This is a genomic window from Curtobacterium sp. VKM Ac-1393 (assembly GCF_015350995.1).
Classification (GTDB): Bacteria; Actinomycetota; Actinomycetes; order Actinomycetales; family Microbacteriaceae; genus Curtobacterium.
Map to the genome: position 1 here is coordinate 404,933 of NZ_JADKRW010000003.1, position 23,580 is coordinate 428,512.

The 23,580-nt window shown below is 70.6% G+C and carries 23 protein-coding genes; 8 read left to right on the forward strand and 15 right to left on the reverse strand.

Features of this window, described 5'->3' with window-relative positions:
• Nucleotides 1-122: 122 nt before the first annotated feature.
• Nucleotides 123-707 (forward strand): TetR/AcrR family transcriptional regulator, encoded by a 585-nt coding sequence (locus ITJ59_RS09065; protein ID WP_194650769.1) that lies wholly within the window; start codon nt 123-125, stop codon nt 705-707.
• Between the two features lie 82 nt (nt 708-789).
• Here ITJ59_RS09065 and ITJ59_RS09070 read toward each other — a convergent pair whose 3' ends face one another.
• On the reverse strand, nt 790-969 hold the full coding sequence (locus ITJ59_RS09070) for a hypothetical protein (RefSeq protein WP_194650770.1): 180 nt from the start codon (nt 967-969) through the stop codon (nt 790-792).
• 171 nt (nt 970-1,140) lie between these two features.
• Here ITJ59_RS09070 and ITJ59_RS09075 point away from each other — a divergent pair, with 171 nt between their 5' ends.
• The 4 genes from ITJ59_RS09075 (at nt 1,141) to ITJ59_RS09090 (ending at nt 3,795) form a co-directional block, all read left to right on the forward strand.
• Nucleotides 1,141-1,902 (forward strand): LamB/YcsF family protein, encoded by a 762-nt coding sequence (locus tag ITJ59_RS09075; protein ID WP_194650771.1) that lies wholly within the window; start codon nt 1,141-1,143, stop codon nt 1,900-1,902.
• Nucleotides 1,899-2,531 carry a 5-oxoprolinase subunit B family protein gene (locus ITJ59_RS09080; protein ID WP_194650772.1) on the forward strand — a complete coding sequence of 211 codons (633 nt, stop codon included), beginning with the start codon at nt 1,899-1,901 and terminating at the stop codon, nt 2,529-2,531. The genes ITJ59_RS09075 and ITJ59_RS09080 overlap by 4 nt, the downstream gene beginning before the upstream one ends.
• Nucleotides 2,528-3,412, forward strand: a complete 885-nt coding sequence (locus ITJ59_RS09085) for a biotin-dependent carboxyltransferase family protein (RefSeq protein WP_194650774.1) — start codon at nt 2,528-2,530, stop codon at nt 3,410-3,412. The genes ITJ59_RS09080 and ITJ59_RS09085 overlap by 4 nt, the downstream gene beginning before the upstream one ends.
• Nucleotides 3,413-3,492: 80 nt before the next feature.
• Nucleotides 3,493-3,795: a putative quinol monooxygenase gene (locus ITJ59_RS09090; RefSeq protein ID WP_194650776.1), complete on the forward strand. Its 303-nt coding sequence runs from the start codon at nt 3,493-3,495 to the stop codon at nt 3,793-3,795.
• A gap of 11 nt (nt 3,796-3,806) precedes the next feature.
• On the opposite strand, the gene ITJ59_RS09095 is transcribed toward ITJ59_RS09090, so the two are convergent.
• The 4 genes from ITJ59_RS09095 to ITJ59_RS09110 form a co-directional block, all read right to left on the reverse strand.
• Complete coding sequence (locus ITJ59_RS09095) at nt 3,807-4,565, reverse strand: glycoside hydrolase family 16 protein (protein ID WP_194650777.1); 759 nt, start codon at nt 4,563-4,565, stop codon at nt 3,807-3,809.
• A 150-nt stretch (nt 4,566-4,715) separates the two neighbouring features.
• On the reverse strand, nt 4,716-5,771 hold the full coding sequence (locus ITJ59_RS09100) for a DUF2891 family protein (protein WP_194650778.1): 1,056 nt from the start codon (nt 5,769-5,771) through the stop codon (nt 4,716-4,718).
• The gene (locus tag ITJ59_RS09105; RefSeq protein WP_194650780.1) at nt 5,758-6,828 is read right to left on the reverse strand and encodes a DUF979 domain-containing protein; all 1,071 of its coding nucleotides are present in this window, start codon (nt 6,826-6,828) and stop codon (nt 5,758-5,760) included. The genes ITJ59_RS09100 and ITJ59_RS09105 overlap by 14 nt, the downstream gene beginning before the upstream one ends.
• Entirely contained in the window at nt 6,825-7,532 is a 708-nt protein-coding gene (locus ITJ59_RS09110; protein WP_194650781.1) for a DUF969 domain-containing protein, read from the reverse strand. Before ITJ59_RS09110 ends, ITJ59_RS09105 begins: the two co-directional genes overlap by 4 nt.
• 120 nt (nt 7,533-7,652) lie before the next feature.
• Here ITJ59_RS09110 and ITJ59_RS09115 point away from each other — a divergent pair, with 120 nt between their 5' ends.
• Nucleotides 7,653-8,297 carry a GntR family transcriptional regulator gene (locus ITJ59_RS09115; RefSeq protein ID WP_194650783.1) on the forward strand — a complete coding sequence of 215 codons (645 nt, stop codon included), beginning with the start codon at nt 7,653-7,655 and terminating at the stop codon, nt 8,295-8,297.
• 46 nt (nt 8,298-8,343) lie between these two features.
• Here ITJ59_RS09115 and ITJ59_RS09120 read toward each other — a convergent pair whose 3' ends face one another.
• The 10 genes from ITJ59_RS09120 to pstC form a co-directional block, all read right to left on the reverse strand.
• Entirely contained in the window at nt 8,344-8,565 is a 222-nt protein-coding gene (locus ITJ59_RS09120) for a hypothetical protein (RefSeq protein WP_194650784.1), read from the reverse strand.
• Between the two features lie 32 nt (nt 8,566-8,597).
• On the reverse strand, nt 8,598-9,173 hold the full coding sequence (locus ITJ59_RS09125; protein ID WP_194650785.1) for a TetR family transcriptional regulator: 576 nt from the start codon (nt 9,171-9,173) through the stop codon (nt 8,598-8,600).
• Between the two features lie 62 nt (nt 9,174-9,235).
• Nucleotides 9,236-9,694, reverse strand: coding sequence for a hypothetical protein (locus ITJ59_RS09130; protein WP_228511263.1), 459 nt, complete (start codon nt 9,692-9,694; stop codon nt 9,236-9,238).
• A 546-nt stretch (nt 9,695-10,240) separates the two neighbouring features.
• Nucleotides 10,241-11,017 carry a phosphate ABC transporter ATP-binding protein gene (locus ITJ59_RS09135; protein WP_228511341.1) on the reverse strand — a complete coding sequence of 259 codons (777 nt, stop codon included), beginning with the start codon at nt 11,015-11,017 and terminating at the stop codon, nt 10,241-10,243.
• A 98-nt stretch (nt 11,018-11,115) separates the two neighbouring features.
• Nucleotides 11,116-12,162 carry a sortase gene (locus ITJ59_RS09140; protein WP_194650790.1) on the reverse strand — a complete coding sequence of 349 codons (1,047 nt, stop codon included), beginning with the start codon at nt 12,160-12,162 and terminating at the stop codon, nt 11,116-11,118.
• Between the two features lie 77 nt (nt 12,163-12,239).
• Nucleotides 12,240-14,306 carry an Ig-like domain repeat protein gene (locus tag ITJ59_RS09145; protein ID WP_194650791.1) on the reverse strand — a complete coding sequence of 689 codons (2,067 nt, stop codon included), beginning with the start codon at nt 14,304-14,306 and terminating at the stop codon, nt 12,240-12,242.
• Nucleotides 14,307-14,370: 64 nt separating this feature from the next.
• On the reverse strand, nt 14,371-16,974 hold the full coding sequence (locus tag ITJ59_RS09150) for a hypothetical protein (RefSeq protein WP_194650792.1): 2,604 nt from the start codon (nt 16,972-16,974) through the stop codon (nt 14,371-14,373).
• Nucleotides 16,971-18,698, reverse strand: coding sequence for a phosphate ABC transporter substrate-binding protein PstS (gene pstS, locus ITJ59_RS09155; protein WP_323749459.1), 1,728 nt, complete (start codon nt 18,696-18,698; stop codon nt 16,971-16,973). Before pstS ends, ITJ59_RS09150 begins: the two co-directional genes overlap by 4 nt.
• Entirely contained in the window at nt 18,695-19,987 is a 1,293-nt protein-coding gene (pstA, locus tag ITJ59_RS09160; RefSeq protein WP_194650793.1) for a phosphate ABC transporter permease PstA, read from the reverse strand. The genes pstS and pstA overlap by 4 nt, the downstream gene beginning before the upstream one ends.
• Nucleotides 19,988-19,989: 2 nt before the next feature.
• Entirely contained in the window at nt 19,990-20,973 is a 984-nt protein-coding gene (gene pstC / locus ITJ59_RS09165; RefSeq protein WP_194650794.1) for a phosphate ABC transporter permease subunit PstC, read from the reverse strand.
• Between the two features lie 453 nt (nt 20,974-21,426).
• Here pstC and ITJ59_RS09170 point away from each other — a divergent pair, with 453 nt between their 5' ends.
• Entirely contained in the window at nt 21,427-22,908 is a 1,482-nt protein-coding gene (locus ITJ59_RS09170) for a DUF6421 family protein (RefSeq protein WP_194650795.1), read from the forward strand.
• The gene (locus ITJ59_RS09175; RefSeq protein WP_323749460.1) at nt 22,905-23,576 is read left to right on the forward strand and encodes an SDR family oxidoreductase; all 672 of its coding nucleotides are present in this window, start codon (nt 22,905-22,907) and stop codon (nt 23,574-23,576) included. Before ITJ59_RS09170 ends, ITJ59_RS09175 begins: the two co-directional genes overlap by 4 nt.
• The last annotated feature ends 4 nt before the right edge of the window (nt 23,577-23,580 follow it).

Genomic DNA, 23,580 nt, shown 5'->3' on the forward strand with positions numbered 1-23,580 from the left:
CGAGTCATAGGGGGCTTCGGGGCCCTCGAATACCTAGTGCTGCTAGGTGATCGGGACTGTAGCACTGGAAACCTCCGACTGGAAGTTTTTGTCGCGATTGTTGCGCCGGTAGGTTGGTGTGCGTGACCTCCAACGATGGAATCGGCAGCCGGGGCCCGTACGCCAAGGGCGTCCAGCGCCGACAGGAGATCCTCGACCAGACGCTCGACGTCGTCGCCACCCGCGGGATCGACGGCACCTCGATGCGCGCGATCGGCGAGGCGATCGGGGTCTCGCACGCAGCCCTGCGGCACTACTTCTCGTCACGGGAGGACCTGCTGATCGAGGTCCTGCGGGAACGCGACGCCGCCTCCACACGGTCACTCGGAGCGATGCCCGGCGCGTTCGACCGCGCCGCCGCCGTCGCCGACCGGAACGTGCGCGAACCGGCACTGGTGACGCTCTACACGACCCTGCTCGGGGCGTCGGTGGAGCCCGGCAACGAGACGGCACGAGCGTTCTTCGCGACACGGTTCGACGAGGCCAGGGCGCGGCTCGCCGGGGAGCTGCGGGACGAGCTCGCTGCGTCGGGGCGGCACTCCGACGTCGAGCTGGAACAGGTGGCGTCGCTCGTCATCGCAGCGTTCGACGGTCTGCAGGTGCAGTGGCTGCTCGACCGGAGCGTGGACATCGCGGGGACGCTGCGGTTGTTGGAGCGGGTGTTGTAGGGGGGGGGGAACCGACTCGGAACGACATCCTCGTCGTCGCACGACAACGAGGACGTCGTTCCGGGTCGACGAACTACCCCTACTACTCCCCGTCCTCTTCCGGGTTGAAGTGCGAGTCGTCGCCGGTGTGCCCAGCGGCCAGGCCGTCGGGGGCGTTCGGGATCGTGTTGTCGTCGCCGAGGCCGCCCGGCTTCTCGGTGCCCTCGGCATCGTTCACGGGGGGCTTCACGTCGTCGTCGTGGGTGCTGCTGCTGTCGGTCATGATCTGCTCCAGTGCAGTGGTCGAACCGGGGGTGGTACCTCCGGCAGGTGCTGACCTCGGACGCTACGTGCCCCGGCTCGGAATCCACCCACCAGCGCGTGCCCCGGCCGGTCGACAGCGGAGTCCCTGCTCGGTAGATTGTTCAACAACCCGCGACGACAGGGAGTCCCCGTGACGACGATCGACCTGAACAGCGACCTCGGCGAGGGCTTCGGCGCCTGGACCATGGGAGACGACGCCGCGATGCTCGACGTCGTCTCGAGCGCCAACATCGCGTGCGGTTTCCACGCCGGCGACCCGACGATCATGCTCGCCACCGCCCGCGCCGCAGCGGACCGCGGCGTCGCCGTCGGTGCGCACGTCGCCTACCGCGACCTCGCCGGCTTCGGCCGCCGTCCGGTGCACGTCACCCCGGACGAGCTCCACGCCGACGTCGTGCACCAGCTCGGCGCGATGGCTGCCACCGCACGCGTCGCGGGCACGACGGTCACCTACGTCAAGCCCCACGGCGCCCTGTACAACACGGCCTGCGCCGATCCCGTGCAGGCCGAGGCCGTCGTCCGAGCGATCGCCGACGTCGACGGTTCCCTCGCGGTGCTGGCACTGCCGGGTTCCGAACTCCTGCTCGCCGCCGAACGCCGCGGACTCCGTGCGGTCGCCGAGTCCTTCGCCGATCGTGCGTACGAACCCGACGGCTCACTGGTCTCGCGCAGCACGCCGGACTCGGTGCTGCACGACCCCGACGAGGTCGCCGCCCGCGTGCTCCGCATGGTCACCGAAGGCGTCACGACCGCCGTCGACGGCTCCGAACTCCGCGTCGGCGCCGAGTCCGTCTGCGTCCACGGCGACTCCCCCGGCGCCGTCGCGATGGCCCGCGCGATCCGGGCCCTGCTGACCGAGCACGACGTGTCCATCGCGCCGTTCGCGCCGTGACCGACCTCGACCTCCGGCCCGCTGGGCGCACCGCCCTGCTCGCCACCTTCGATTCCCTCCACGACGTGGTCGCCTTCCGCTCCGGCCTGGCCACCGCTGCACTGCCCGGCCTGACCGAGGTCGTCTCCGGTGCGCGTACCCTGCTGCTCCGGTTCGACCCGTCGACGACGGACGCGGCCCGACTGCGCGGCGCACTCGCGCTGGTCATGCCGTCCTCCGCCGCCGATGCGGCGAGCGCCGCAGACCCGCTCGTCATCCCGGTGGTCTACGACGGCGAGGACCTCGACCAGGTCGCCGCCCTCACCGGCATGCGCCGCGACCGGGTGATCGCCTGGCACACCGGGCAGCTCTGGACGAGCGCGTTCTGCGGGTTCGCCCCGGGCTTCAGCTACCTCACCGGCACCGCGCCGTCCCTCGACCTGCCACGCCGCAGCACGTCCCGCACGGCCGTCCCGAGCGGGGCCGTCGCACTGGCGGGCGAGTTCAGTGCCGTCTACCCCCGCGTCTCCCCCGGCGGTTGGCAGCTCATCGGCCGGACCGACGTGCCGATGTGGTCGCTCGACCGCGACCCGCCGGCACTCGCGCCCGCCGGTACGCCGGTCCGCTTCGTCGACGCGGGTGCGGCATGAGCGCGCTCACCGTCCTGCGAGTCGGCTACGGCGCGGCCACGCAAGACCTCGGACGACCCGGCTTCAGCGACATGGGCCTCGGTGCCGCCGGCGCCGCCGACCGCGGGTCCGCAGCACTGGCCAACCGGCTGGTCGGCAACCGTCCGGATGCAGCCGTCCTGGAGGCCCTGCTCGGCTCCGTCACGCTCCGAGCCGACACGTACGTGGTCGCCGCCGCGGCCGGGGCCGCCTGCCCGGTCGAGATCGAGCGGGCGGACGGCCGGATCCGCGGTGCGGCCTCGCACGAGGTCCTGCTGCTCGCCCCGGGTGACGTCCTCCGGATCGGGACCGCGACGGTCGGGCTGCGCTCCTACGTCGCCGTGCTCGGCGGGTTCGCCGTCGAGCCGGTGCTCGGCAGCCGCTCGTGGGACTCACTCGCACGCCTCGGGCCGCCGCCGGTCTCGGTCGGCGACGCGCTGCCCGTCGGCGAGGCGCGTGCGTCGTGGCCGATCGTCGACGCCGTTCCGCAGCCCGACGAACGCTGGTCGGACGCCCCCGTGGTCCTCGACGTCGAACCCGGGCCCCGCGCCGACTGGTTCACTCCGGAGTGGCGCGACACCCTGACCGGCCAGGACTTCGCCGTCGGGTCGGACAGTGACCGCGTGGGAGTCCGCACGACCGCCGCACGGCCGTTCGTCCGGGCAGTGACGCACGAACTGCCGAGTGAGGGCGTCGAGACCGGGTCGCTGCAGGTCCCCCCAGAAGGGTTCCCGGTGCTGTTCCTCGCCGACCACCCGGTGACCGGCGGCTACCCCGTCGTGGCGGTCCTCACCCCGGCGTCGGTCGACCGTGCTGCCCAGCTGCGGCCCGGCGACCCCATCAGGTTCCGGATCCCCCGGTGAGGTTCGTCCTGTCGGCCAGTTCGGAACAGGCTGACCGCCCCGCGGGTTGACTCGGACACTGCTCACGAAAGGTGCACCACATGTCGATCACCGTCCTGCTCGAGGTCCAGTTCCAGAGCGACGTCCCCACCGACACCGTCGAGGCGGCGATCCGCGAGACCCTCGCGCAGACCCGTGCCTTCGACGGCTGCGAGTCCCTCGAGGTCCTGGTCGACGACGCCGATCCGACGCGCATGGTCGTCGTCGAGTCCTGGACGAGCGGGGCCGCCCACGACGCCTACGAGGCGTGGCGGGCGACCCCGGACGGTGCCGCAGCCATCGGGCCGATCGTCGCCGGGCCGCCCGTCGCGCGGACGTTCGAACGGACGATCACCCTCGGCTGAACCAGCGCGGGTCAGCCGGTGTACTCGTACGTGCTGACCCAGTCGATGTCGAGGTGCCCGGCGGCGCCCCAGTTCCCGACCTGGAACATGTACCGGTGCGCCGTCTTGGGCACGTTCGACGTGACCGTCTTGATCACCTTGCCGTCGAGCAGGTACTGCACCGACTTGCCGGGGATCCACTCCACCGAGTAGACGTGCCAGCTACGCCAGGTCACCCCGGTGCTCATGCTCGTCGAGTTGGCTTCCTGCCCGGCGATCATCGAGTGGTGGTGGAGCATCGGCGAGCCCTCGAAGTTCGCCTCCGGGTAGTCGATCTCACCGTCCGACCACACGTCCGACGACGGCCACAGCATGAACGCCGCGCCGTTGCCGTCGCCACCGGTGGCCTTGGCGCGGACGCTGAACTTGCCGCCCACGTGCGACCAGGCGCCGCTGGGGGTCCCGAAGGTCCCCGCGGCGCCGTGCGTGCCGTCGAGCTGCACGTCCATGTAGCCGCTCCGAGCGCTGACCTGCGAGCCCGAGTAGTACATGCCGCCCGTCCCGTCGGGGTACGGCTGCCACGAGTTCGCGTAGGTCTTCGCGAACTGGCCGTTCGCCGACGCCGGCGTGCCGAAGTTCTCGACGAAGGTCTGCTTGAACTTCCCGACGTTGCCGACCGGGGCGGTGACCCCCGCGTAGGCAACGGTTGCCGAACCCAGCGGTGCTGCCACGACGGCGGCCCCGATGAGTGCGGCGATGAGTGCTGTTCTCCTGATCCTGCGGTGCTGCATGGTCGTCACTCCCTGATGTGACTCGTGGCGTCCGCCCTGTCGGACGCCCAGCCGGATCTCGGCTGCGCGTCGAAGGTAGGTGCATTCCGCAACGAAAGCAGGGGGTTGACACCGGGTCGGAGCAGAAGCGACCATCCGCCCTGTTCAGGGTCAGCGCGCGGCGTGCTCCCGCGCTTCCATCGCGTCCCAGGCGAAGCTCGCGAGCCAGTGCGTGGAGTAGTACTCCTCGCCGACACTGGCCGCGAGACCGGACGCGAGCAGCCGGTCGGCCGCCTCGTCGAGCAGGCCCGCGAGCCCGTCGTCGTCCAGCTCGCCGGCACGCAGGGCGTCCGCGATCCGTCGGGCCGATCCCGCCCGCGACAGGTCGAGCCCGAACAGGTGCACCTGCTGCGGGTCGTTCTCGTCGCGGACCACCGTCGGCTGCAGGATCGCATCACCGGACTGCACCTGGGCGAAGAAGCCGTCCGCCCACGTCGCGAACTCGGCTGCGGGCAGCACCGCCCGCATCAGGTCGGCCTCGGCCAACCCGGCGGACAGGAAGTCGTGGCCACTCCGCTCCCAGGCGAACGGCCAGCCGGCGTCCGCGCCGAACCACTCGCGCGCGGTACGTTCCACCGTCGCGGCGAGCTCGTCGCGACCGAGCGACCGTGCCGCCTCGAGCACGAGCAGCAGGCCGAAGGCCGAGTTGGAGTGCACCCCGTGGCGCACCGGGTGGGCGGCGCCGTCGACCCAGCGGGTGACGAGGTCCTCGAGCACGTCGATCACGGGTGCGAACCCGGGCGCGAGCTGCCGGATCGCCGGGACGTCCGACGCGGAGACCTCGGCGGCGAGCTTCGCGAGCCAGGCCCAGCCGTAGGGGCGCTCGTAGTGCGGTGTCGTGTGGAAGTAGGCCGCCTCCGTCACCAGGTGATCCGCGCTCAGGTGGGCCTGCAGGACCACGGTGAGCCGGGCCTCCAGGTCGGCCGACAGGCCGTGCGCGACCAGACGCGCTGCGAGCCAGTGCATGTGCACGGACGAGTGCCAGTCGTAGGACGTCGCGAAGGCGGGGTGGAGCTCGACGGGCAGTGCCCGGTCGTCCGGGCCGGACGTCGTGTGGTGTGCCGCGTAGGGGTACTCGCGAGTGGTGTTCTCGGCCGCGACGGCAGCGAACCGGTCGGCCCACGCAGCGCGGGTCAGGTCGATCGGGGTGGCTTCAGAAAGCGACAAGGTACATGACTCCCATGTTGACGACGAGCAGGATGGCGGCGGTCGGGATCTGCGCCTTGATCGGGCCGTACTTGTCCCGCATCTCGAGCAGGGCAGCGGGCACCAGGTTGAAGTTCGCGGCCATCGGCGTGACCAACGTGCCGCAGAAGCCGGCGAGCATGCCGATGGCGAAGATCGCGGCGGGGTTGCCGTCGAAGCCCTGCACCAGGACGGGCCAGCCGATCGCGGCCGTCATGATCGGGAACGCGGCGAACGCGTTGCCCATGATGATCGTGAACAGGGCCATGCCGAGGCAGTAGACGACGACCGCGGCGAGCAGGGAGCCGCCGGGCAGGATCGACTTGATGATCGTGCCGACGGCATCGCCGACCCCGGCCTGCGTGAAGACGATCCCGAGGGTGGAGAGCATCTGCGGCAGCAGTGCCGCCCAGCCGATGGCCTGCAGCAGACGGCCGCCCTCGCGGATGGGTGTCGCGATCTTCGGCGGGCGCAGGACGAACACGGCGACGACCACCGCGAGCACCGAGCCGATGCCCAGGCCGGTCAGGGTGGCGCTGCCCTCGGCGAGCAGGGGCTCGCCGCCGATCGAGACGAGCGGTCCGAGCGTGGCGACGAGCACCGCGACCACCGGGACGACGAGCGCCGGGATGAAGAGCTTGTTGCCGAAACGGTCGGCGAACGCCGCACGCTCGTCCGGGCTGGTCGTGGCGAGGACGCTCGTGCTGGCGGACGGCTTCGTGGCTGCGCCCGTCGGTTCGGCCGGGCCGGTCTCCGCACCCGTGCCGGCGCCGGGGACGCTGGCGATCCGCGTGCGACTGGTGGTCCCCGTGAACCCGAGTCCGGCGAGCACGACCATCACCAGGACGGCGATGCCGAGGACCCAGGACGGCGCGGTCTTCGCCGCGACGAAGGTGCCGTAGAAGAACGAGACCCCGAGGATGCCCCAGAACGCCGCGTTGCCCAGACGCTTCGCGTGCGAGGTGTCCGTGACGATGAGGACGGCCACGGCGATGAAGAACGCGCCGATGAGCCAGTAGAGCCATTCGCTGGTGATCACGCTGCGGCTCCCTGCGTCGGGGCGTCGACGCGTGCGTCGGCCGCCATCTTGTCGAGCGTGCGGTCGAGCAGCAGCAGCCGTGTGCCGTGGATCAGCAGGGCGGCGATGCCCGTCGGGATCGCCCAGAGCGCCAGGTCGATCGGTTCGAGGGACAGGCCGTAGGCGGCGTCGACGAAGGTCGTGATGAGCAGGATCGAGCCGACCGCGACGAAGACGTCCTCGCCGAAGAACACCCCGACCGTGTCGGACGACGCCGAGTAGCCCTTGATCTTCTCGCGCATCCGTTCGTCGATCCGGCCGTACTTCTTGATCGCGGCGCCCTCTGCCATCGGGTGCACGAGGGGCCGCACGGTCTGCGCCGGCCCGCCGATGCTGGTCAGGCCGACCGCGGCCGTGATCTGCCGGATCGCGAGGTACCCGGCCAGCAGGCGGCCCGTGGTGAGCTTGTCGAGCTTCGCGATCAGTCGCTTGGCCTGGTCCTGCAGCCCGTAGCGCTCGATCAGGCCGATGACCGGCAGGACGAGCGCGAAGGTCGTGACGGACCGGCTCGACGCGAAGCCGTCGCCGAACGCCGTGAGGATGCCGACGGGACCGATCCCGCCGATGGCCGCGGTGACGATACCCGCGACGGTCACGACGAGCAGCGCGTTGATGCGCAACGCGAACCCGATGATGACGACGGCGACGCCGATGAGGACGAACATGCGGGACAGTCTGGACCGCATTGTTCAACAATCGCAAGGGGGCGTTCTGATCTGTAACACGACGGTCACACGGTGCGAGGTTCACACCTGCGATGTCCGAGGCCGTGTCAGGATCGGGGCATGACCCGAACCGTCAGCGGTGCCGACTCGACGGCCGAGCGGCTGCGCACCATGATCGCGGCGGGTGGGTTCTCCCCCGGGGCGCAGCTCTCCGAGGAGCGGTTGAGCGACCAGCTCGGGGTGTCCCGGAACACGTTGCGCGAGGCCTTCCGACTGCTCGCGCGGGACCGACTCGTCGAGCACGTGTTCAACCGCGGGGTGTTCGTTCGACGGCTGTCCGCCGAGGACGTCGCCGACCTCTACGCCGCTCGACGGGTGCTCGAGGAAGCCGCGGTCCGCGCGTGCTCGCCGACGTCGCCTGCACTCGACGCAGCAGCCGCAGCCGTGACCTCCGCGCGGGACGCAGCAGCCGTCGGCGACTGGAGTGCCGTCGGGACCGCTGACATCCGCTTCCACTCCGAGCTCGTCCGAGCGGTGCCGAGCGCGCGGATCCACGGCCTGATGGACGGACTGCTCGCCGAGATGCGGTTGGCGTTCCTGACGACCGACGACCCGGCGTCGTTCCACGCCGAGTTCGTGGAGCGGAACGAGGCGATCGTCGTGGCGCTGCGCGCCGGCGACCAGGCGGCGGCCTCGGCACTGCTGGCGGACTACCTCGACGATGCGGAGCGGACACTGCGGGTCGCCGCGGGCGCGGCACGCTGACGGGAGGCCCGGTGCGGGTCACGCCGACGCGCTCGGCCCGCCTGGACTAGCGCTGGTACCGGCCGAGGCCGCGCTTCTTGTCGCGGAGCGCGACGGCGAGCATGCTGCCGCCGAGGACGAGCCACACGACGGCCATGATCGTGCGGAAGACGTCCGGTCCGATGACGGCCATGACTCCCCAGAGCACCCCGACCGCGATCCACACCACGCCGACCCAGACGAGCGGCCGTCCGAAGGCCGTACGGAGGAACCGGTTGTCACTGCTCATGGGCCGAACCCTACGCCCGAGCGTGCGAGACGTCAGCCCCCGACGAGCGCCTTCACGGCGTCGACGACGATCTGCCGACGCCGAGCAGGTGCGACCGCCGCCACCAACGAGCCGTACTCGGGCGAGGCCGAGCTCCAGAACGCCGCGAGGTGCATCACCAGACCGAGGAGCACCGCCGGACGGTAGCTGCGCGGCAGGACCCCGGCGCGTTGGGCGTGCTCCACTGCGGCGATGGCCTCGGCGTTGCTCGCGATGACCGCTTCGAGCGCGCCGTCGCTCCCCCGCTCCAGGCGGTGCCACGTCGCCAGCCGTTCGGCCCACGGGCGCCGGACGTACGAGTCGTGCAAGCGCGCAGCCCACTCGGCGAGGTCGTCGGTGTCCACCGGGACCTCGTCGAAGGTCTCGGCGACGGTCTGGGCGAGGAGCGCGTCGAACAACCCCTCCTTGCTGCCGAAGTAGTGGAAGACCTGCGCCTTGTTGCTCGACGCCGCCGCCCCGATGCGCTCGATCTTGGCGCCGACGAGCCCAGCCGCGGCGAACTCGTCGCGCGCTGCGAGCAGGAGTCGTGCGCGCATGGCGTCGGCGGCAGGGGGTGTGAAGCGGGCCATGCAGACAACCGTATCGATCGAGTCGGCACCGCGGAGCCGGATGGTCGCGATGCCGCGGGGGGTCATGCGCGCTGCCGCTGGACGGCACCCCTCACGACCAGCCCCACCGCAAGCACGACCCCGGCGACCACCGATCCCTGGACGAGGTCGGAGAAGCCCTGGCGCACGTCGGAGTTCCCGAAGAGGATCACGGCGGTCAGGGCAGCGGTCAGACCGAGCACGATCGACCGGTCCTGCGCTCGTCCGCCGCGACGACTGACGACGGTGTCGATCGCCACGAGCGGGACGGGGAAGAACGCCGCGAAGCCAGCCGAGCCGTCGAGGAAAGCGAAGCACGCAACCGCGCCGCCGATGATCAGGAGGGACCCCACGCCCCACCAGGTTGCAGCTTGAGCGGTCGCCATGGACGCACCGAGAGCGATACTCGCGGCGGCGATCACGAGCAACCAGCGCTCCCGACACCAGGCCCTGCTCCCTTGCGGGAAATGTTGCGGATACATCTTGTGCTCCATGGCCATCATGCTGCAACATCACTCATGCAGGAACGCCGGTACCGGTCGGCGTCGATTCGGGGAGATGACGTTGTCGCGTGAATTCAAGGCGCCACTGGGGAGCATGTGCGTCGACTTCAGGAACAACGGCGACGTGCGTGGTCGGACGTGCATGGCGATCTACCGCTGATGGAGCGAACCACCTCGACGAAGCCGGAGGAAGAAGGGGCCGTCACCGGCAGACGTTCTCGTCCACGTCGCGCGGTGAGCACTGGACTGGCAGTGAGCGCAGTCCTGCTCGGGGCAGCGTGTGTCGCGCTCGTGGCCAACGGGTGGCCCCTCTCGGTCGCAGCCGGAGCCGCGGGGCTGAGCGCCGCCGGCTTCGCTGGGACCGTGGAACCGGAGAGCAAGTCAGCCCCGGCTGCGTTCTTGATCTGCATTGCTGCCATCGGACTCGCCCTCGTTCTCCACCAGGTACGAGCGTGAGCGATCACCGCGCTCGGCGGGCCGAGCGGTGACGGTGACCACCACCGGACCGGTGGCGCGATGCGGACCCGCACCGCGCCTCCCGTCCGCTCAGCCGAAGCGCCCGTTCACGTAGTCCGACGTGCGCGGATCCTGCGGTGTCTCGAACATCGCGTCGGTCGGACCGTGCTCGACGATCGCACCCGGGGTTCCCGCCTCGGCGAGGAAGAACGCACACCGGTCGGAGACGCGCTGCGCCTGCTGCATGTTGTGCGTGACGATCACGATGGTCACGTCCGTGGCCAGCTCGGTGATCGTCTGCTCGATGCGGCGGGTGGATGTCGGGTCGAGTGCCGAGCACGGCTCGTCCATCAAGAGCACCCGCGGACGCACGGCGAGCGACCGCGCGATGCAGAGGCGCTGCTGCTGCCCACCGGACAGGCCGCCGCCGGGCTGCCGCAGGCGGTCCTTGACCTCGTTCCACAGGCCGGCCTTCGTGAGGGTCTCCTCGACGAGCTCTGCCTTCCCGGCCTTGTCGAGCCGCACCCCGGTCAGGGCGAGTCCGGCGAGCACGTTGTCCTGGATGCTCATCGCGGGGAACGGGTTCGGCTTCTGGAAGACCATGCCGATCTGCCGACGGGCTTCGGTGATGCGGCGGGAGGCGTCGTAGATGTCGACCTCGTCGAGCAGCACCTCGCCGGCGAGCGAAGCGGTCGGGACGAGCTCGTGCATGCGGTTGAGCGTGCGGAGGAACGTGCTCTTGCCGCAGCCGGACGGTCCGATCAGGGCCGTCACCTGGCCCGCGGGCATGGTCAACGAGACGCGGTCGAGCACCTTGTGGTCGCCGAACCAGGCGGAGACCGATCGGGCGTCGAGTGTCGCGGGCAGGGTCGACGGGTCCGGCGCCGGCGGGACGCGGTCGAACCAGCTGTCGAACTCGGCGAGGAGGGTTTCGGTTTCTGTTCCGGGCATCGTGGTCTCTTCGGTCACATGAGGTTGGGCAGGAGGACGGTGAGCTGGGACGCCGCCGAGAGTCCGACGGCGAGCACCACGGGGACGGCGACGACGAGCGTCTGTCGGCGCCCCCAGAAGCGCATCCCCACCGCGAACAGGGCGACCATCGCGGCGAGCACGATGAGTCCGAGCACGAGGAACGGCCAGACGGACCCGTCGCCCGCCATGGTGAGTTCGGCGGGGGCGAGCGCGGCGTAACCGAACGAGGGCGTCGGCGTGGGAGCGGCCTTCGAGACGAGTTCCGCGTCGACCCGGACGACCGAGTCGGGCAGGAACGGCAACCCGGCTGCGGAGACCAGGGTCAGTCGCCCGTCGCCGGCGGCGAGTGGTGCGGGGACGTGGTCGCCGGTCCGGCGGACGTCGACGACGCGGTACTTCGCGGTGCCCTGCCCGGTGGTCGCGGTGATGACCGCACCCTTCTCGAGCTGGTCGATGTGCCCGAACGGGCCACCGTAGGCGGTCTGCCGTCCGTAGACGACACTCGCTCCGACCTGACCGGGCAGCGGGGTGTCTCGACGGTGCCCGGGGCCGGACCGCGTGGTCTCCGACGTGGTGCCCTGCAGCACGACGGTGTCGAGCCCGAGAGCGGGGACCCGCACGATCGCGACGGGTGTGCCCTCTGGGACCAGGTGGCCGTCGGTGCCGGTCTGACCGACCGGGGCGGTGGCGTTCGCGAGTTGGTAGCGGAACTCGTCGCGCGCCAGCTGCTGGTCACGCGAAGCGGTCACCTGCGACACGGCGGTGAACTGGAGCGCGAAGCCGACGAGCAGCAGACCGACGACGACGATCGCGGAGCCGCTGAAGCGCCAGCGGTCGGGGGCGCCGAGGACGGGGATCGCACGTGCGGCGGGACCGGCGGCCTCGTGCGACCAGCCCGTGACGGGTCGGGACGGCCGCCGGGTGCGGGACGGACGCAGTGCACCGATCCCTCGCCACGGCCGGGTGGCCCGGCGGCGACCGGTCGCGTCCTGCTCGCCGGTGGGTCGCCGGCCCGGCAACCAGGAGGTGAAGCTCGTCATCGATCCGTCCGAGGGGTGTTCGTAGTGGCGTACACGGGGGACCCGGCCGGCCCTGTCGGACCGGCCGGGCGCGGGGACTAGCGGGTGATCTTGACCGAGGCCGAGGTCCGGGCGGTGTTCCAGAGGGAGTCACCGCTGTAGACGACGGTCAGCTTGTGCGAGCCGGCCTTCAGGCGCGGCAGCGAGACGGTGCCGCGGCCGGTGCTGGACAGGGAGACCGAGGCGAGCGTCTTGCTGCCCTCCTTGATGGTGACCTTGCCGGTCGGGACCACCGCGGTGCCGCTCACGGCGACGGTGACCTTGGCGTGCGACTTCGCGGAGACCGACTTGACCTTGCTGGCCTTGACGGTCGGTGCACCCTTGGTGACCTTCACCGACGACGCCGCGCTCGTGGTGACGTCGCCGCCGGCCGTGGCCGGGGTGTAGGTCGCGACGAGGCTGTACGACGCGCGCTTCGGGACGAACGAGACCGACGCGGTGCTGGCCCCGGCGGCGACCTTGGCGGTGCCGACGGTCTCCGTGCCGTTCTTGAGGGTGACGGTGCCGCCCGCGGCGTCCCCGCCCGCGATCGTGGCGGTCACCTTGGCGGTCTTGCCGACCGTCAGGCGGGGCACCGTCAGGGTGACGCCGGTGGCCGCGGAGACCGTGACCGTGGACGCCGGCGAGGTGCTGGACGCGACGCCGGCGAGTGCCGGGATGAACAGCGCGTTCACCGAGGCCGTGCCGCTGGGCAGGGTCACCGGTGCGGTGACGCTCTTCGCGCCCTTGGCGATGGTGCCGGTGCCGACGACCGTCGAGCCGTTCAGGAAGCGGACCGTGCCGCCGCCGGTGCCGAACGAGTCGACCGAGACGGTGGCGTTGACGGGCTTGCCTGCGACGGCCTTGGCGGGGATCGACAGCGCGGTGGTGCTCAGCGACGCGGGGAAGGCGCGCAGCTGGGCGTACCCGCAGGTGGTGGCAGCGTTCGTCGCGGGCTCCGGCAGGAACCCGTAGGCCGCGATGGTCGCGCTCTGCTTGCAGACGAGCGAGTCCTTGCCGACGAACGTCTTCGCGACGGCGCTGGACGGGTCGTCCGCCAGACGCGACGGGACGATGTTGTAGACGTCACGGACGAAGCCGGCGAACGCCGGGTTGGTCGCGTAGGACTTGCCGCTCCCGGTGGTCGCGGGGGTCTGGGTGCCGTCCACCTTGCCGAGGTCGGCGAGCGTGACACCGTGCCGACGGTCGGTCACCGAGCCGACACCGTTGGCCTGCGCCACCCACTGGCTGACGGAGAACGGGGCGATCGCGAGCGTCGAGCCCGTGTTCGCGGCGACGACTGCGGTGCCGTCGTGCTCCTCGATCGGCTTGCCGGCGGACGTGTCCGACACGAAGCTGTTCGTGCTCGTGAAGCCCGAGGCGTCGGTCAGACCGAGCTGGCCGAGGAAGTAGCTGCGGGTGCCCGACCCGAACTTGGGCAGGAGCGGCTGGATCTTGTAGGCCTTGGTGCCGTCCGGACCGGTGGCGGCGCCGCCGACCGAGTTGTACGTGCCGTCGGCGTTGAAGTAGGCGTACGACACGTCACCGCGGTACACGTTCCACAGCGTCGGGGCGGTCTTGGCCTGCGAGCCGTCGCCGATGAAGAAGGGCACCTTCGACAGCGGGCTGCCCGGCGCGTAGGCGACGTCGACCGCGTCGCGGGCGAACGGCACGTAGGCCAGGACGCCGTCGGCCGACTGGTCCTTGGCGGCGGGGCCACCGGACGACCGGGCGAAGTCGAGCTGTCCGACGACGGATTCGTCGATGGTCGTGCTCGTGCCGTCGGCCAGGGCGACGCCCGACTTGCTGGCGACCGCTCCGATGGAGACGAGCAGCTCGTCACGTCCGGCACCGGAGCCGGAGACGCGCGGGATGGCTGCTCCGCCGGAACGGGTGACGACGGTGGCACCGGCGTTCGTCGCGTCGTACGACGCGATCTGGTTGCCCCCGACGGCTGCCGCGACGCCGTTCATGACGTCCTGCGTCGTGTCCGAGCCGAGACCGACGAGCTTGCCGAACGCGCTCCCGGCCGGGTCGGCCTGGGCCGCCGGCACGGAGAGAGCACCGACGATCAGCGCGGCTGCACCGAACGTGACTGCCGTCTTGCAGAAGGTGTTGACCTTCATGGCTGGTGTTTCCTTTCGTGGGTTCGACGCTGCCCAGGTGGCAGCGGTCGTGGGTGGAACTCGGTCACACGTGGGCGGCGGCCAGCATCGCCAGCCTCCGACCACGGCGGATCAGGAACGGACCCACGCCGAGCGCCGGCAGGCCGGCTCCGAGCGCCGCGGCGAGACCCATGCGGGTCGCGGCGAGCGGCTGGTCGTGGGTGCGTTGGGTGGGGCCGGACGCCTCGTCGACGTCGTTCGTCGAGACGGGAGGCGCGGCGTCGGCTGCCGGGTCGAGGCTCGCGTCCGGCGCGGTGTCGGTCGACGTCCCCCCGTCGCCGACGGAGCCGGTGTCGGTCTCCGTCGTGTCGGTGGGCGGCGGCACGGCACCGTCGCCGCCGGTCGCCGCCGGTCGCGTCGGCGCCGACGCCGCGGGCGCGCTCGGGCACTCACCGGCGACCGTCGTGGCATCGGTCAGGCCGGCGGCGACCTGCCCTGCCGCTGCACGCATGGTGCTCGACAACGGGACGTACCCGGCGGGGAGCTCGCCCTGCTTCTCCCCCTGCACCTGACCGGCGCCGCTCGCGTAGCGGATCAAGGTGGCGTACGCCGAACGCTCCGAGGGACTCGACGCGCAGACGTTCACCGCCGCGTAGCTGAGCATCGCGAGCGGGTACGCTCCCGCGTCGCGGTTCGTCGGGTCGGCCACGACGACACCGGGGGCGCTCGACTGCCGCATCGTCGCGATGCCCTTCGTGATCGACTCTGCAGTCGGCGCGACGGCCTCGCCCGCAGCGTTCACGAGCTTCGCCGTCGGGAGCGCGTACCGGGCCGCCGACGCGGTGTCGGTGATCGACAGCAGGAACCGGCTGCCGGGCACCTGCGCCCCGAGGGACGTGTACCCCTTGGGCTGCCCGAACGGGTTCCAGGCGTCCTTCTCGTTGGGGTCCGCCTTGAGGGTGCGGTAGGCCCCCTCGTGCATGTCGTTCATGTACGGCCGCATGTCGAGGGTGCCGTAGCCGGTCTCGTCCGGGTCGCCGCCCTTCGCGAGGGTCAGGTCGGCCTTCGGGAAGCTGTCGATCGTCGTGTCGGTCCCCAGGGCCAGCGGCAGGTAGGCGGGGTTGATCCGCATGCCCCACTCGTCCGGACGCCCTTCGAGGAACGCCGCGGCGACCGGGTCGGCCCGGAGCCACGCCCAGACGCGGGCGTTCGCGTTCGTGTCCCCGAGCGCGACCATCAGGCCCGCGGGCGACGTGTCGCTCTTCGATCCGACGAAGGTGGGGTTGAGCGCGAGGAACTCGGGGTCGGTCACGATGCTCGACGGGTTCGCCGTCACGGTGGCGTCGCCCTTGCCCCGACCGGGGACGTCCGCCTGGTACGACTGCGTGAGCAGCTTCGCGACGAGCCGCGCGTCGAGGGTGAGCTCCTGCGCCTGCAGACCGTTGCGCACCTTCGCCGGGGCGTCCGGGTACAGGCGGTAGTCGATCGAGAAGCCGATGACGATCGCCGACTGCGCCACGGGGGCGTACCGGATGGTCGTGTCCGGAGCAGTCGCGGGGTCGAGCGGCGTGTTGACGAGCGCGAGCCGCGACGCCCCGGCCGTCGTCGAGACGATCTGGTGCTGGGCCTCTTCGTCGCCGATCTGCGAGTAGCCGTAGGTCGTGCCGAGCCCGCAGAGGGCCGGCTGCCAGGCGGTGATCGCTTCGGTCGCGGGCTCCGACCCGACCAGGCGCTGCTCCTTGTTGCCGATCGGGCAGGACTGCGCGACGGACTGGAACCCGAGCGGGAACACGACCCGGTTGTTCCAGGCCGATGCGGAGAGCGGCGAACCGGTCACGCGACCGGCCGCTGTCGACGACGCGGTGGCTCCGTCGAGGTTGTGGCTGCCGCGTGGCACGACGACCAGCCAGCAGGCGCGTGGGGTCGTGGTGCCGGCGGCCACCCGGTCCTGTCCGCAGCCGAGTTGCGGCGCCTCGAGCCCCGACTGGATCTCGAAGGTGACCTGGCCGGTCCCGTCGCTCGCGGTCCGGGCCGCGGTGACCTCGTTCGTGGTCGTCGCGTCGAACTGCTTCGACAGCGCGGTCGTGCTCTTCGACAGGGTGCCGTCGACGGACCGGAAGGGCACGCGGTAGGCACGCAGGAACGGGTTCTCGACGGGCGGGTCGAGCAGCAGGTCCGGGTTCGCGTCCGCCCCGGTGAGGGTCGGGTCCTGCTGCGGGTCGTCGCCGTTCACCAGGTCGCGCTTGGCGGCACCGACGCCGGTCAGCGCCGCGATGGTCGACGAGGGGGCGCCCCACTGGCACTGCTCCGGCGACGGGCCGCTGGCTTCGTCACCCCAGCACTGCATGAGCTGGACGTAGTCGGTCGCGTACTCGCTGGGCGACGTCGGCTTCCCGCCGGTCCAGCTGACGGTGATGCCCTGGTCGGTGAGCTCCTGGGTCTGGCTGACCGTGAAGGACATCTTCGAGAAGTCGGCGGCGTCGGGGTCGGGCGCCGGGGTCGCTCCCCCGGTGCCGAGCGCGGCGTGGGCATCGACCCACGACTTCGTCAGCGACGACGACGGGGTGGCCGACGGCGCGCTGGCCGACGCCGGGATGGTCGCGACGAGCAACGAACCGGCGATGGTCGACGTCACCGCGCCGAACACGAGCGCCACCGAGCCGAGACGGATGAGGTGCTGGTTCTTCACTTCTGGGCCCTCCGGCGAGACACGAGCACGCCGATGAGCGGCGGCAGCAGGACCACGGCCAGCAGGGCGGCCACGGCGCAGAGCATCAGGGTGCGGGTCGGCGTCCAGGCATCGGACGCGTCCACCTCGACGGGCAGGGCCGCCACGTTCTGGCAGACACCGCTGTCCGCGTCGCACTGGACCGGAGAGCCGTTGTTCAGGGCCGGGACTGCGTTGCCGCTCCCGTTGCCGTCGGATCCGCCGCCGGAGAGGCGCTCCGTCGAGCCGGCTCCCGACCCGGAACCGGACCCGCCGGATCCGGAGCCCCCGGAGCCCCCGCGCTTCCCACCGGCGCTCGAGCCGCCCGTGGACCCGGCGTCGGAACCGCCGGTCGTGCCGGAACCGCTCCCGCCGGAGCCGTTCGAGCCGCCGCTCTGGGTGGGCGTCGTGGTGCCCTTGGCCCCACCGGTGCCGGTGTTGCACTGGGTCGCGCCCAGTTTGTCGCACGCGGGTGGCTGCGGCGCCTTCACCGCGAGGGTGTTCTTGCCGTCGGCGGAGAACGTCGGGTTGTTGCACTTCCGGATGTCGATGTTCTTCGCCTCGACACCGGGGATCCGACGCACCTGGTCGAGCCCCGCCTGCACCAGGTTGATCGGCAACGGCGAGTACCCGAGCACCTCGGCCTGCTGCTGCCCCTCGCACAGGAAGTAGTAGTCGAACGCCCCGAGGGTCTTGCCCTTCGCCGGGGTGAGGCTCGCATCGGTCGTCGTCGGGACGACCATGTACGAGTAGGACGACAGCGGGTAGGTGCGGGCGTCGGGGTTGTCGTAGACGCCGTCGAGGATCTGCGTCAGGTACGAGGACGACTTCTTGTCCTGGTTGATCTTGGCGCCGAGCAGGCCCACGGCGACGTTCGATGCGGTCGGTTCGACGTAGTAGCCCGCCTTGTTGAGCACCTTCGCCACCGGGTAGCCGGTCTTCAACGCGTAGGAGTACTCGACGTACGTGATCGTGCCGACGTTCGCCTTCTGCGCCACGTACCCGGAAACGCCCTGCGAGTTCGGCTGGGCGATGAAGCCCTTGCCCGCGACCGTCGGGTAGTTCGACGTGATCCCGCAGGGCAGCGGCCGACCCGCCTGCTTGCAGTAGGCGTTCCACTGGGACGGGTACTTCTTGCTCATCCACGTGGTGAACTGCGCGGTCGACCCGGAGCCGTCGGACCGGACCACCGGCACGACCCGACGTTTCGGCAGCTCGAGCCCGGGGTTGTCCGCCTTGATCTTCGGGTCGTCCCAGCTCGTGATCGTGCCGGTGAAGATGCCCGCGAGCACGGGACCCGACAGCCGCAGGTTGGTGATCTGCTTGCCACCGGAGCTGAGGTTGTACATGAACGACGTGCCACCGGCCACGATCGGCATGTACGCGTACCCGACGGTCGGCGGGACGTCGGTGACCCCGCCGTCCTTGATGCCGTACGGGATCTCGGAGACGGCGAAGTCGACCGTGCCCGCCTTGAACTGGTTGCGGCCGTCGGAGGACCCGGTGCTGGCGTACCGGACCTTCATGCCGTACTGCTGCACGTTCACGGCCCACTGTTGGATCGCGACGGAGCTCCACGACGAGCCCGCACCCGAGATGGGGACGTAGGACTCGCCCGCGGTGGCCGCGGTGGCGGGGAGGATCGACAGGGCCAGCGCGGCAGCGGCCAGGACCGCGCCCATCAGGCGTGTTCTGCGGGTGGTCACGAGGGGTCCTTCTGCGAGGAATCAGCGGGGAACGGGTGGACGTAACGGGGGGCGTGCCGGCGGATGAAACGGTCGACCGGGCGCCAGACGGGTTCGGCGGCGGCGACACCACGCAGCACGAGGCGGCCGACCGCACGGAAGCGGTCGTTGCGGCGCTCACGGGTCGCGACGGTCTGCGAGCCGATCACGCGGGCGATCACGAAGAGCACCAGCACGAGGAACATCAGGACCGCTGCGGCGCCGAAGCCGCGCGCGATCATGTTCGGTTCGGGCGACTTGACGAACTCGAAGATCGCCAGCGGCAGCGAGATCATCGGGCCGCTGGTCGGGTCGAGGTTCAGGTCGGGCGCGAACCCCGCGGTCAAGAGCACCGGGCTCGTCTCGCCGATGCCCCGCGCGGTGGCCAGGATGATCGCGGTGACGAGGCCGGAGCGGGACGTCGGCAGCACGACCCGCCACACCGTCTGCCACTGCCCGGCGCCGAGGCCGATCGACGCCTCCTTCAGGGTCGACGGCACCAGACGCAGCACGACGTCGGCCGACCGGATCATGATCGGCAGCATCATCACGCTGATCGCCAGCGACGCGGCGAAGCCCGACTTGTCGAACCCGAGTCCGACGATGACGCTCGCGTAGATGAAGAGTCCGGCGACGATCGAGGGCAGCGCCGTCATCGCTTCGACGATGGTCCTGACGAAGCGGGCGAACGGCCCGGGCACCTCGGTCAGGAACAGCGCCGTGGTCACCCCGAGGGGCACCGTGATCACGAGCGCGATCGAGATCTGGATGAGCGATCCGGCGATCGCGTGCAGGACGCCACCCGAGGTCATCGGGTCGAGCGGCCCGGTGAGCGCCATGTCCTGCGTGTAGAAGTTCCAGTGCGGCAGGGCCTTCGTCGCCCGGATCACGCTGAACGAGACGACGAACACGAGGGTCGCGACGACGACGAACGCGAGCGAGTGCACCGCGGCGGACACGACGCGGTCACGCACCACCGCCGCGCTCTCGTTGGTGGCGACGAGGAGCGCGTAGAAGACCAGGAACATCACGTACGCGACCGCCGCGAACGCGATCGGCCCGGAGACCGGTGCGAGCTCGGTGAACACGATCGACGCGACGGAGACCGAGGCGACGGCCGCGCCGAGGACGCAGAGCACATCGCTGATCCGGGTGCCGCCGAACCGGCGCTCCTCGGGTCCGCTGGGCCCTCCGGCCTCGCGCTCGAGCCGCGGCAGGACGGTGGGCAGGGGCGACGTGGCGCCCGCTGGCGCCTGGGTGGTGTCGGTCATGGCTAGCTGCTCGCTCCCGAACGCGATCGGGCGACCACTGCGGACGCGGCGAAGTTGATGCACAGCGTCATCAGGAAGAGGGTCAGTCCCGCCGCCATGAGCGCGGACATGCCGAAGGGCGTCGCGTCGCCGTACCGCAGGGCGATCAGGGACGAGACCGAGCTGGCACCGGCCTGCAGGATGTGCGGCTGGATCACGAACACCGGCGAGATGATCATGTAGACCGCGATGGTCTCGCCGAGCGCACGGCCGAGACCGAGCATCGTCCCGCCGATGATGCCGCCACGGCCGAACGGCAACACGACGGACCGGATCATCCCCCACCGGGTCGAGCCCAACGCGAGCGCTCCCTCGCGTTCGCCCAGCGGCGCCTGCGAGAACACCTCGCGCATGATCGAGGTCACGATCGGCGTGATCATCAGGCCGACGACGATCCCGGCGATGAACGTCGAGGCCGTGTAGGCCGTCGGCGACGCGAGCGGATCGTCCAGGTCGGCGCCCGACACCGAGAAGAGCGGGATCCAGCCGAACCACTGCGAGATCCACCGCGACACGGGAGTGATCTGCGACTGCAGGAAGAAGAAGCCCCAGAGCCCGTACACGACGCTCGGGATCGCGGCCATCAGGTCGACCAGGCCGATGAACGCCTTGCGGATCCGGATGGGGGCGTACTCGGTGATGTACAGCGCCGTCCCGAGCGAGAGCGGCAACGCGAGCGCGATCGCGACGCAGGCGATCAGGATCGTGCCGACGAGCACGGCGGCGATGCCGAAACGGTGCGCGTCCGGGTCCCAGGCCTGCGTGGTGAGGAAGCCGAACCCCGCCACCCGCAGGGCTTCGGACGCGCGGACGGCCAGGAACAGGCCGACGAGCAACATGATCGCGAGGACGGTGACACCGCCGGCACGGGCGATGTTCCGGAACCTGACGTCCGACGGGTCGCGGACGACCTTCAGCAGACGAGGCGAATCTGTGGACAACGGCATCCTTCGGGAATCCTGAGCAGCACATCGGGTGCGCCGGAGGATGCTGCACGCTCCATCCGGCGGGCATCACATTGGCAGTCGGCTGGCCAACGAATGCCCCTCAGCCGGCGTCCAGCGAACGGCTCGGAAGTGAACAGACGGTGTCCCCAGGCCGATCACAAGGTCGATCTGCTGCAAAGGCCCTCCGTTCGGGGGCCGACGGATCTGTCCGGGGTACAGCGGTCGGGGCACAAACCCCGCCCGGCCACCTCGGATCGGAAGCTCGGGCGCTTTGCGAAGGCGCTCGATCGACGAAACCGTGCGTGTGCCGGTCGATTCCGCGCGCACGGAATGCGGACGCGCAGGATTCCTCCGGAAATGGGCAAGAATGCGTCCCGCGATCCTCCCTAGGCTCATCACAAGCGCACCACCACGCCGCAGATCCGCGGCCGGCCCAATGACGGGAGGTTCGACATGTCACAGTTCGTCCAGGAGTTCACGCAGGGCGCCATCGTCGGAGAACCCGAGGTCGTCGAGGACCGTCTGACGGTCCGCGAGGTCGCTGCGCTCCCCGCGTGGACGCGGCTGCGAGCCACCGTCGTGGCGTTCCGTGCACTGCAGACGACCGACGGCTCGATACCCGACCCGGCGGACCACGCGACCGCTTCTGGACACCTGGCCACGATCCTCCCGGCCATTGCCGAACTGGCCCCGCACTTTCCGCACGATGCGTCGTACCTCGCTGCGCTGCAGCGCGATTTCGCGCGCTGGGAACACGACGGTTTCGGCGTTCCTGACTTCCTCGACGCACTGAACGAATTCCAGCCGCAACAGCACCGCACCGACGGACTCGGCCACCTGGTCGTCTTCCCGATGGTCACGCAGAACGGCAGTTCCTCGCGGTTCGTCGAGGCCGTCCTGGTCGAGGTCATCTGGCCGGAGTTCATCGCGGAACTCGAAGCCGGCGATTACGGCAACGAGCTCTTCGTCGCGTTGCGGTTCGTCGACTTCACGCCCGGGTACGACACGAATTCCGCGGTGCTGTTCCCCGAGACGGTCGCGATGCGCGAGCTCCCGACGTTCACGTGGGGTGCGATCTTCCAAGACCGTGAGGCCGCTCGCTACCGCCGAGTCGTCCGTGCGGCCGCGGAGATCACCAAACTGGAACTGCCGGACGACGCCGCAGCAATGCTCGACGACCAGGAGCTGACGGAGCAGGTCTTCGTGATGTGGGACATCATCCACGACCGTTCGCACATGCGCGGCGATCTGCCGTTCGATCCGTTCATGATCAAGCAGCGGATGCCGTTCTTCCTCTACTCGCTCGAGGAACTGCGCTGCGACCTGACGGCGTTCCGAGAATCAGTCCGGCTCGAACGCGCGCTCACCGCGGTGCCGGACGCGAACCTCGACGAAGCGCACCGCGCGATCCGCGACCACGCCCGACTGGTGCAGTACGCCGTCGTGTTCGACCGTATCTTCCGGTTCGCGATCACCGGCAGCCGTGTCCGGAACTACGACGGGCTCGGCGGGCAACTGTTGTTCGCGTGGATGCACCAGCACGATGTCCTGCACTGGACGGACACGCAGCTCACCATCGACTGGGATGCCGTCCCCGACGTGATCATCGCGCTGAGCGATCAGATCAACGATCTGTACCGGCGGTCGATCGACCGGCCGAAAGCGGCGCACTGGCTCGCCGCGTACGAGATGCTGACCAAGACGCTCACACCGCACCCGGCGTCGAGATGGGCACGCGGATTGCCGGAGGAAACGCTCGCCGGAATGCCGAAGGGCTACACGGACGCCGTGCTGGACGATGAATTCCCGCTGTCGATGTTCTACGAAGCGCTGAACAAGAAGATGGCTGCGGTCATCGCTTCGACGGCCGGCATCACCGGTTCGTCGTCGGATTCCGCCGCGGGTCCTTCCTCGCTCGACGGCGTCGCCGCGTGAGCGCTGGATCCCTGTCCGGTCGCACGGTGCTGGTCGCGGGCGCGACCAGCACCAGCGGCGCGGCGGTCGCGCGCGCACTCACCTCCGCCGGGGCGGCCGTCGTCGCGGTCGGCACCAGACCGGACGCACTGGAGGCCCTGCGCGCCTCCGTCCCGGGCGTCACGACCCACGCGTGCGACCTCGCAGACCTCGGTGCGGTCACCGCGCTCGCGGCTGCGGTCCGCAGCACGTCGGGTCCGATCGACGGGCTCGTCCACCTGGTCGGTGGGTGGCGCGGAGGCCGCGGGATCGCCGGCCAGCCGGACGATGACTGGGACTTCTTCGACCGGGCGTTCCGCACCCTGCGGAACACCACGCGCGTCTTCTACGACGACCTGGTGGCGTCCCCGGCCGGACGGCTCGCGTTCGTCTCGTCCACCGCCGTCGACTCCCCCACCGCCGGTGCCGCGAACTACGCCGCCGCCAAGGCCGCTTCTGACACGTGGGTCCGTGCCGTCGCCCAGGGCTTCCGGAAGGACGCCCCGGACTCGGCGGCAGCCACCGTGTTCGTCGTCGGCGCGCTGGCCGGTCTCGAGGAGCGCCTCGGCGACGAGGTCGTACGGCTCTGGTCGGCACCGCCGGCCGACGTGAACGGCGCCCGTCTCCCACTCCCGCTCTCCTTAGGATGAACCA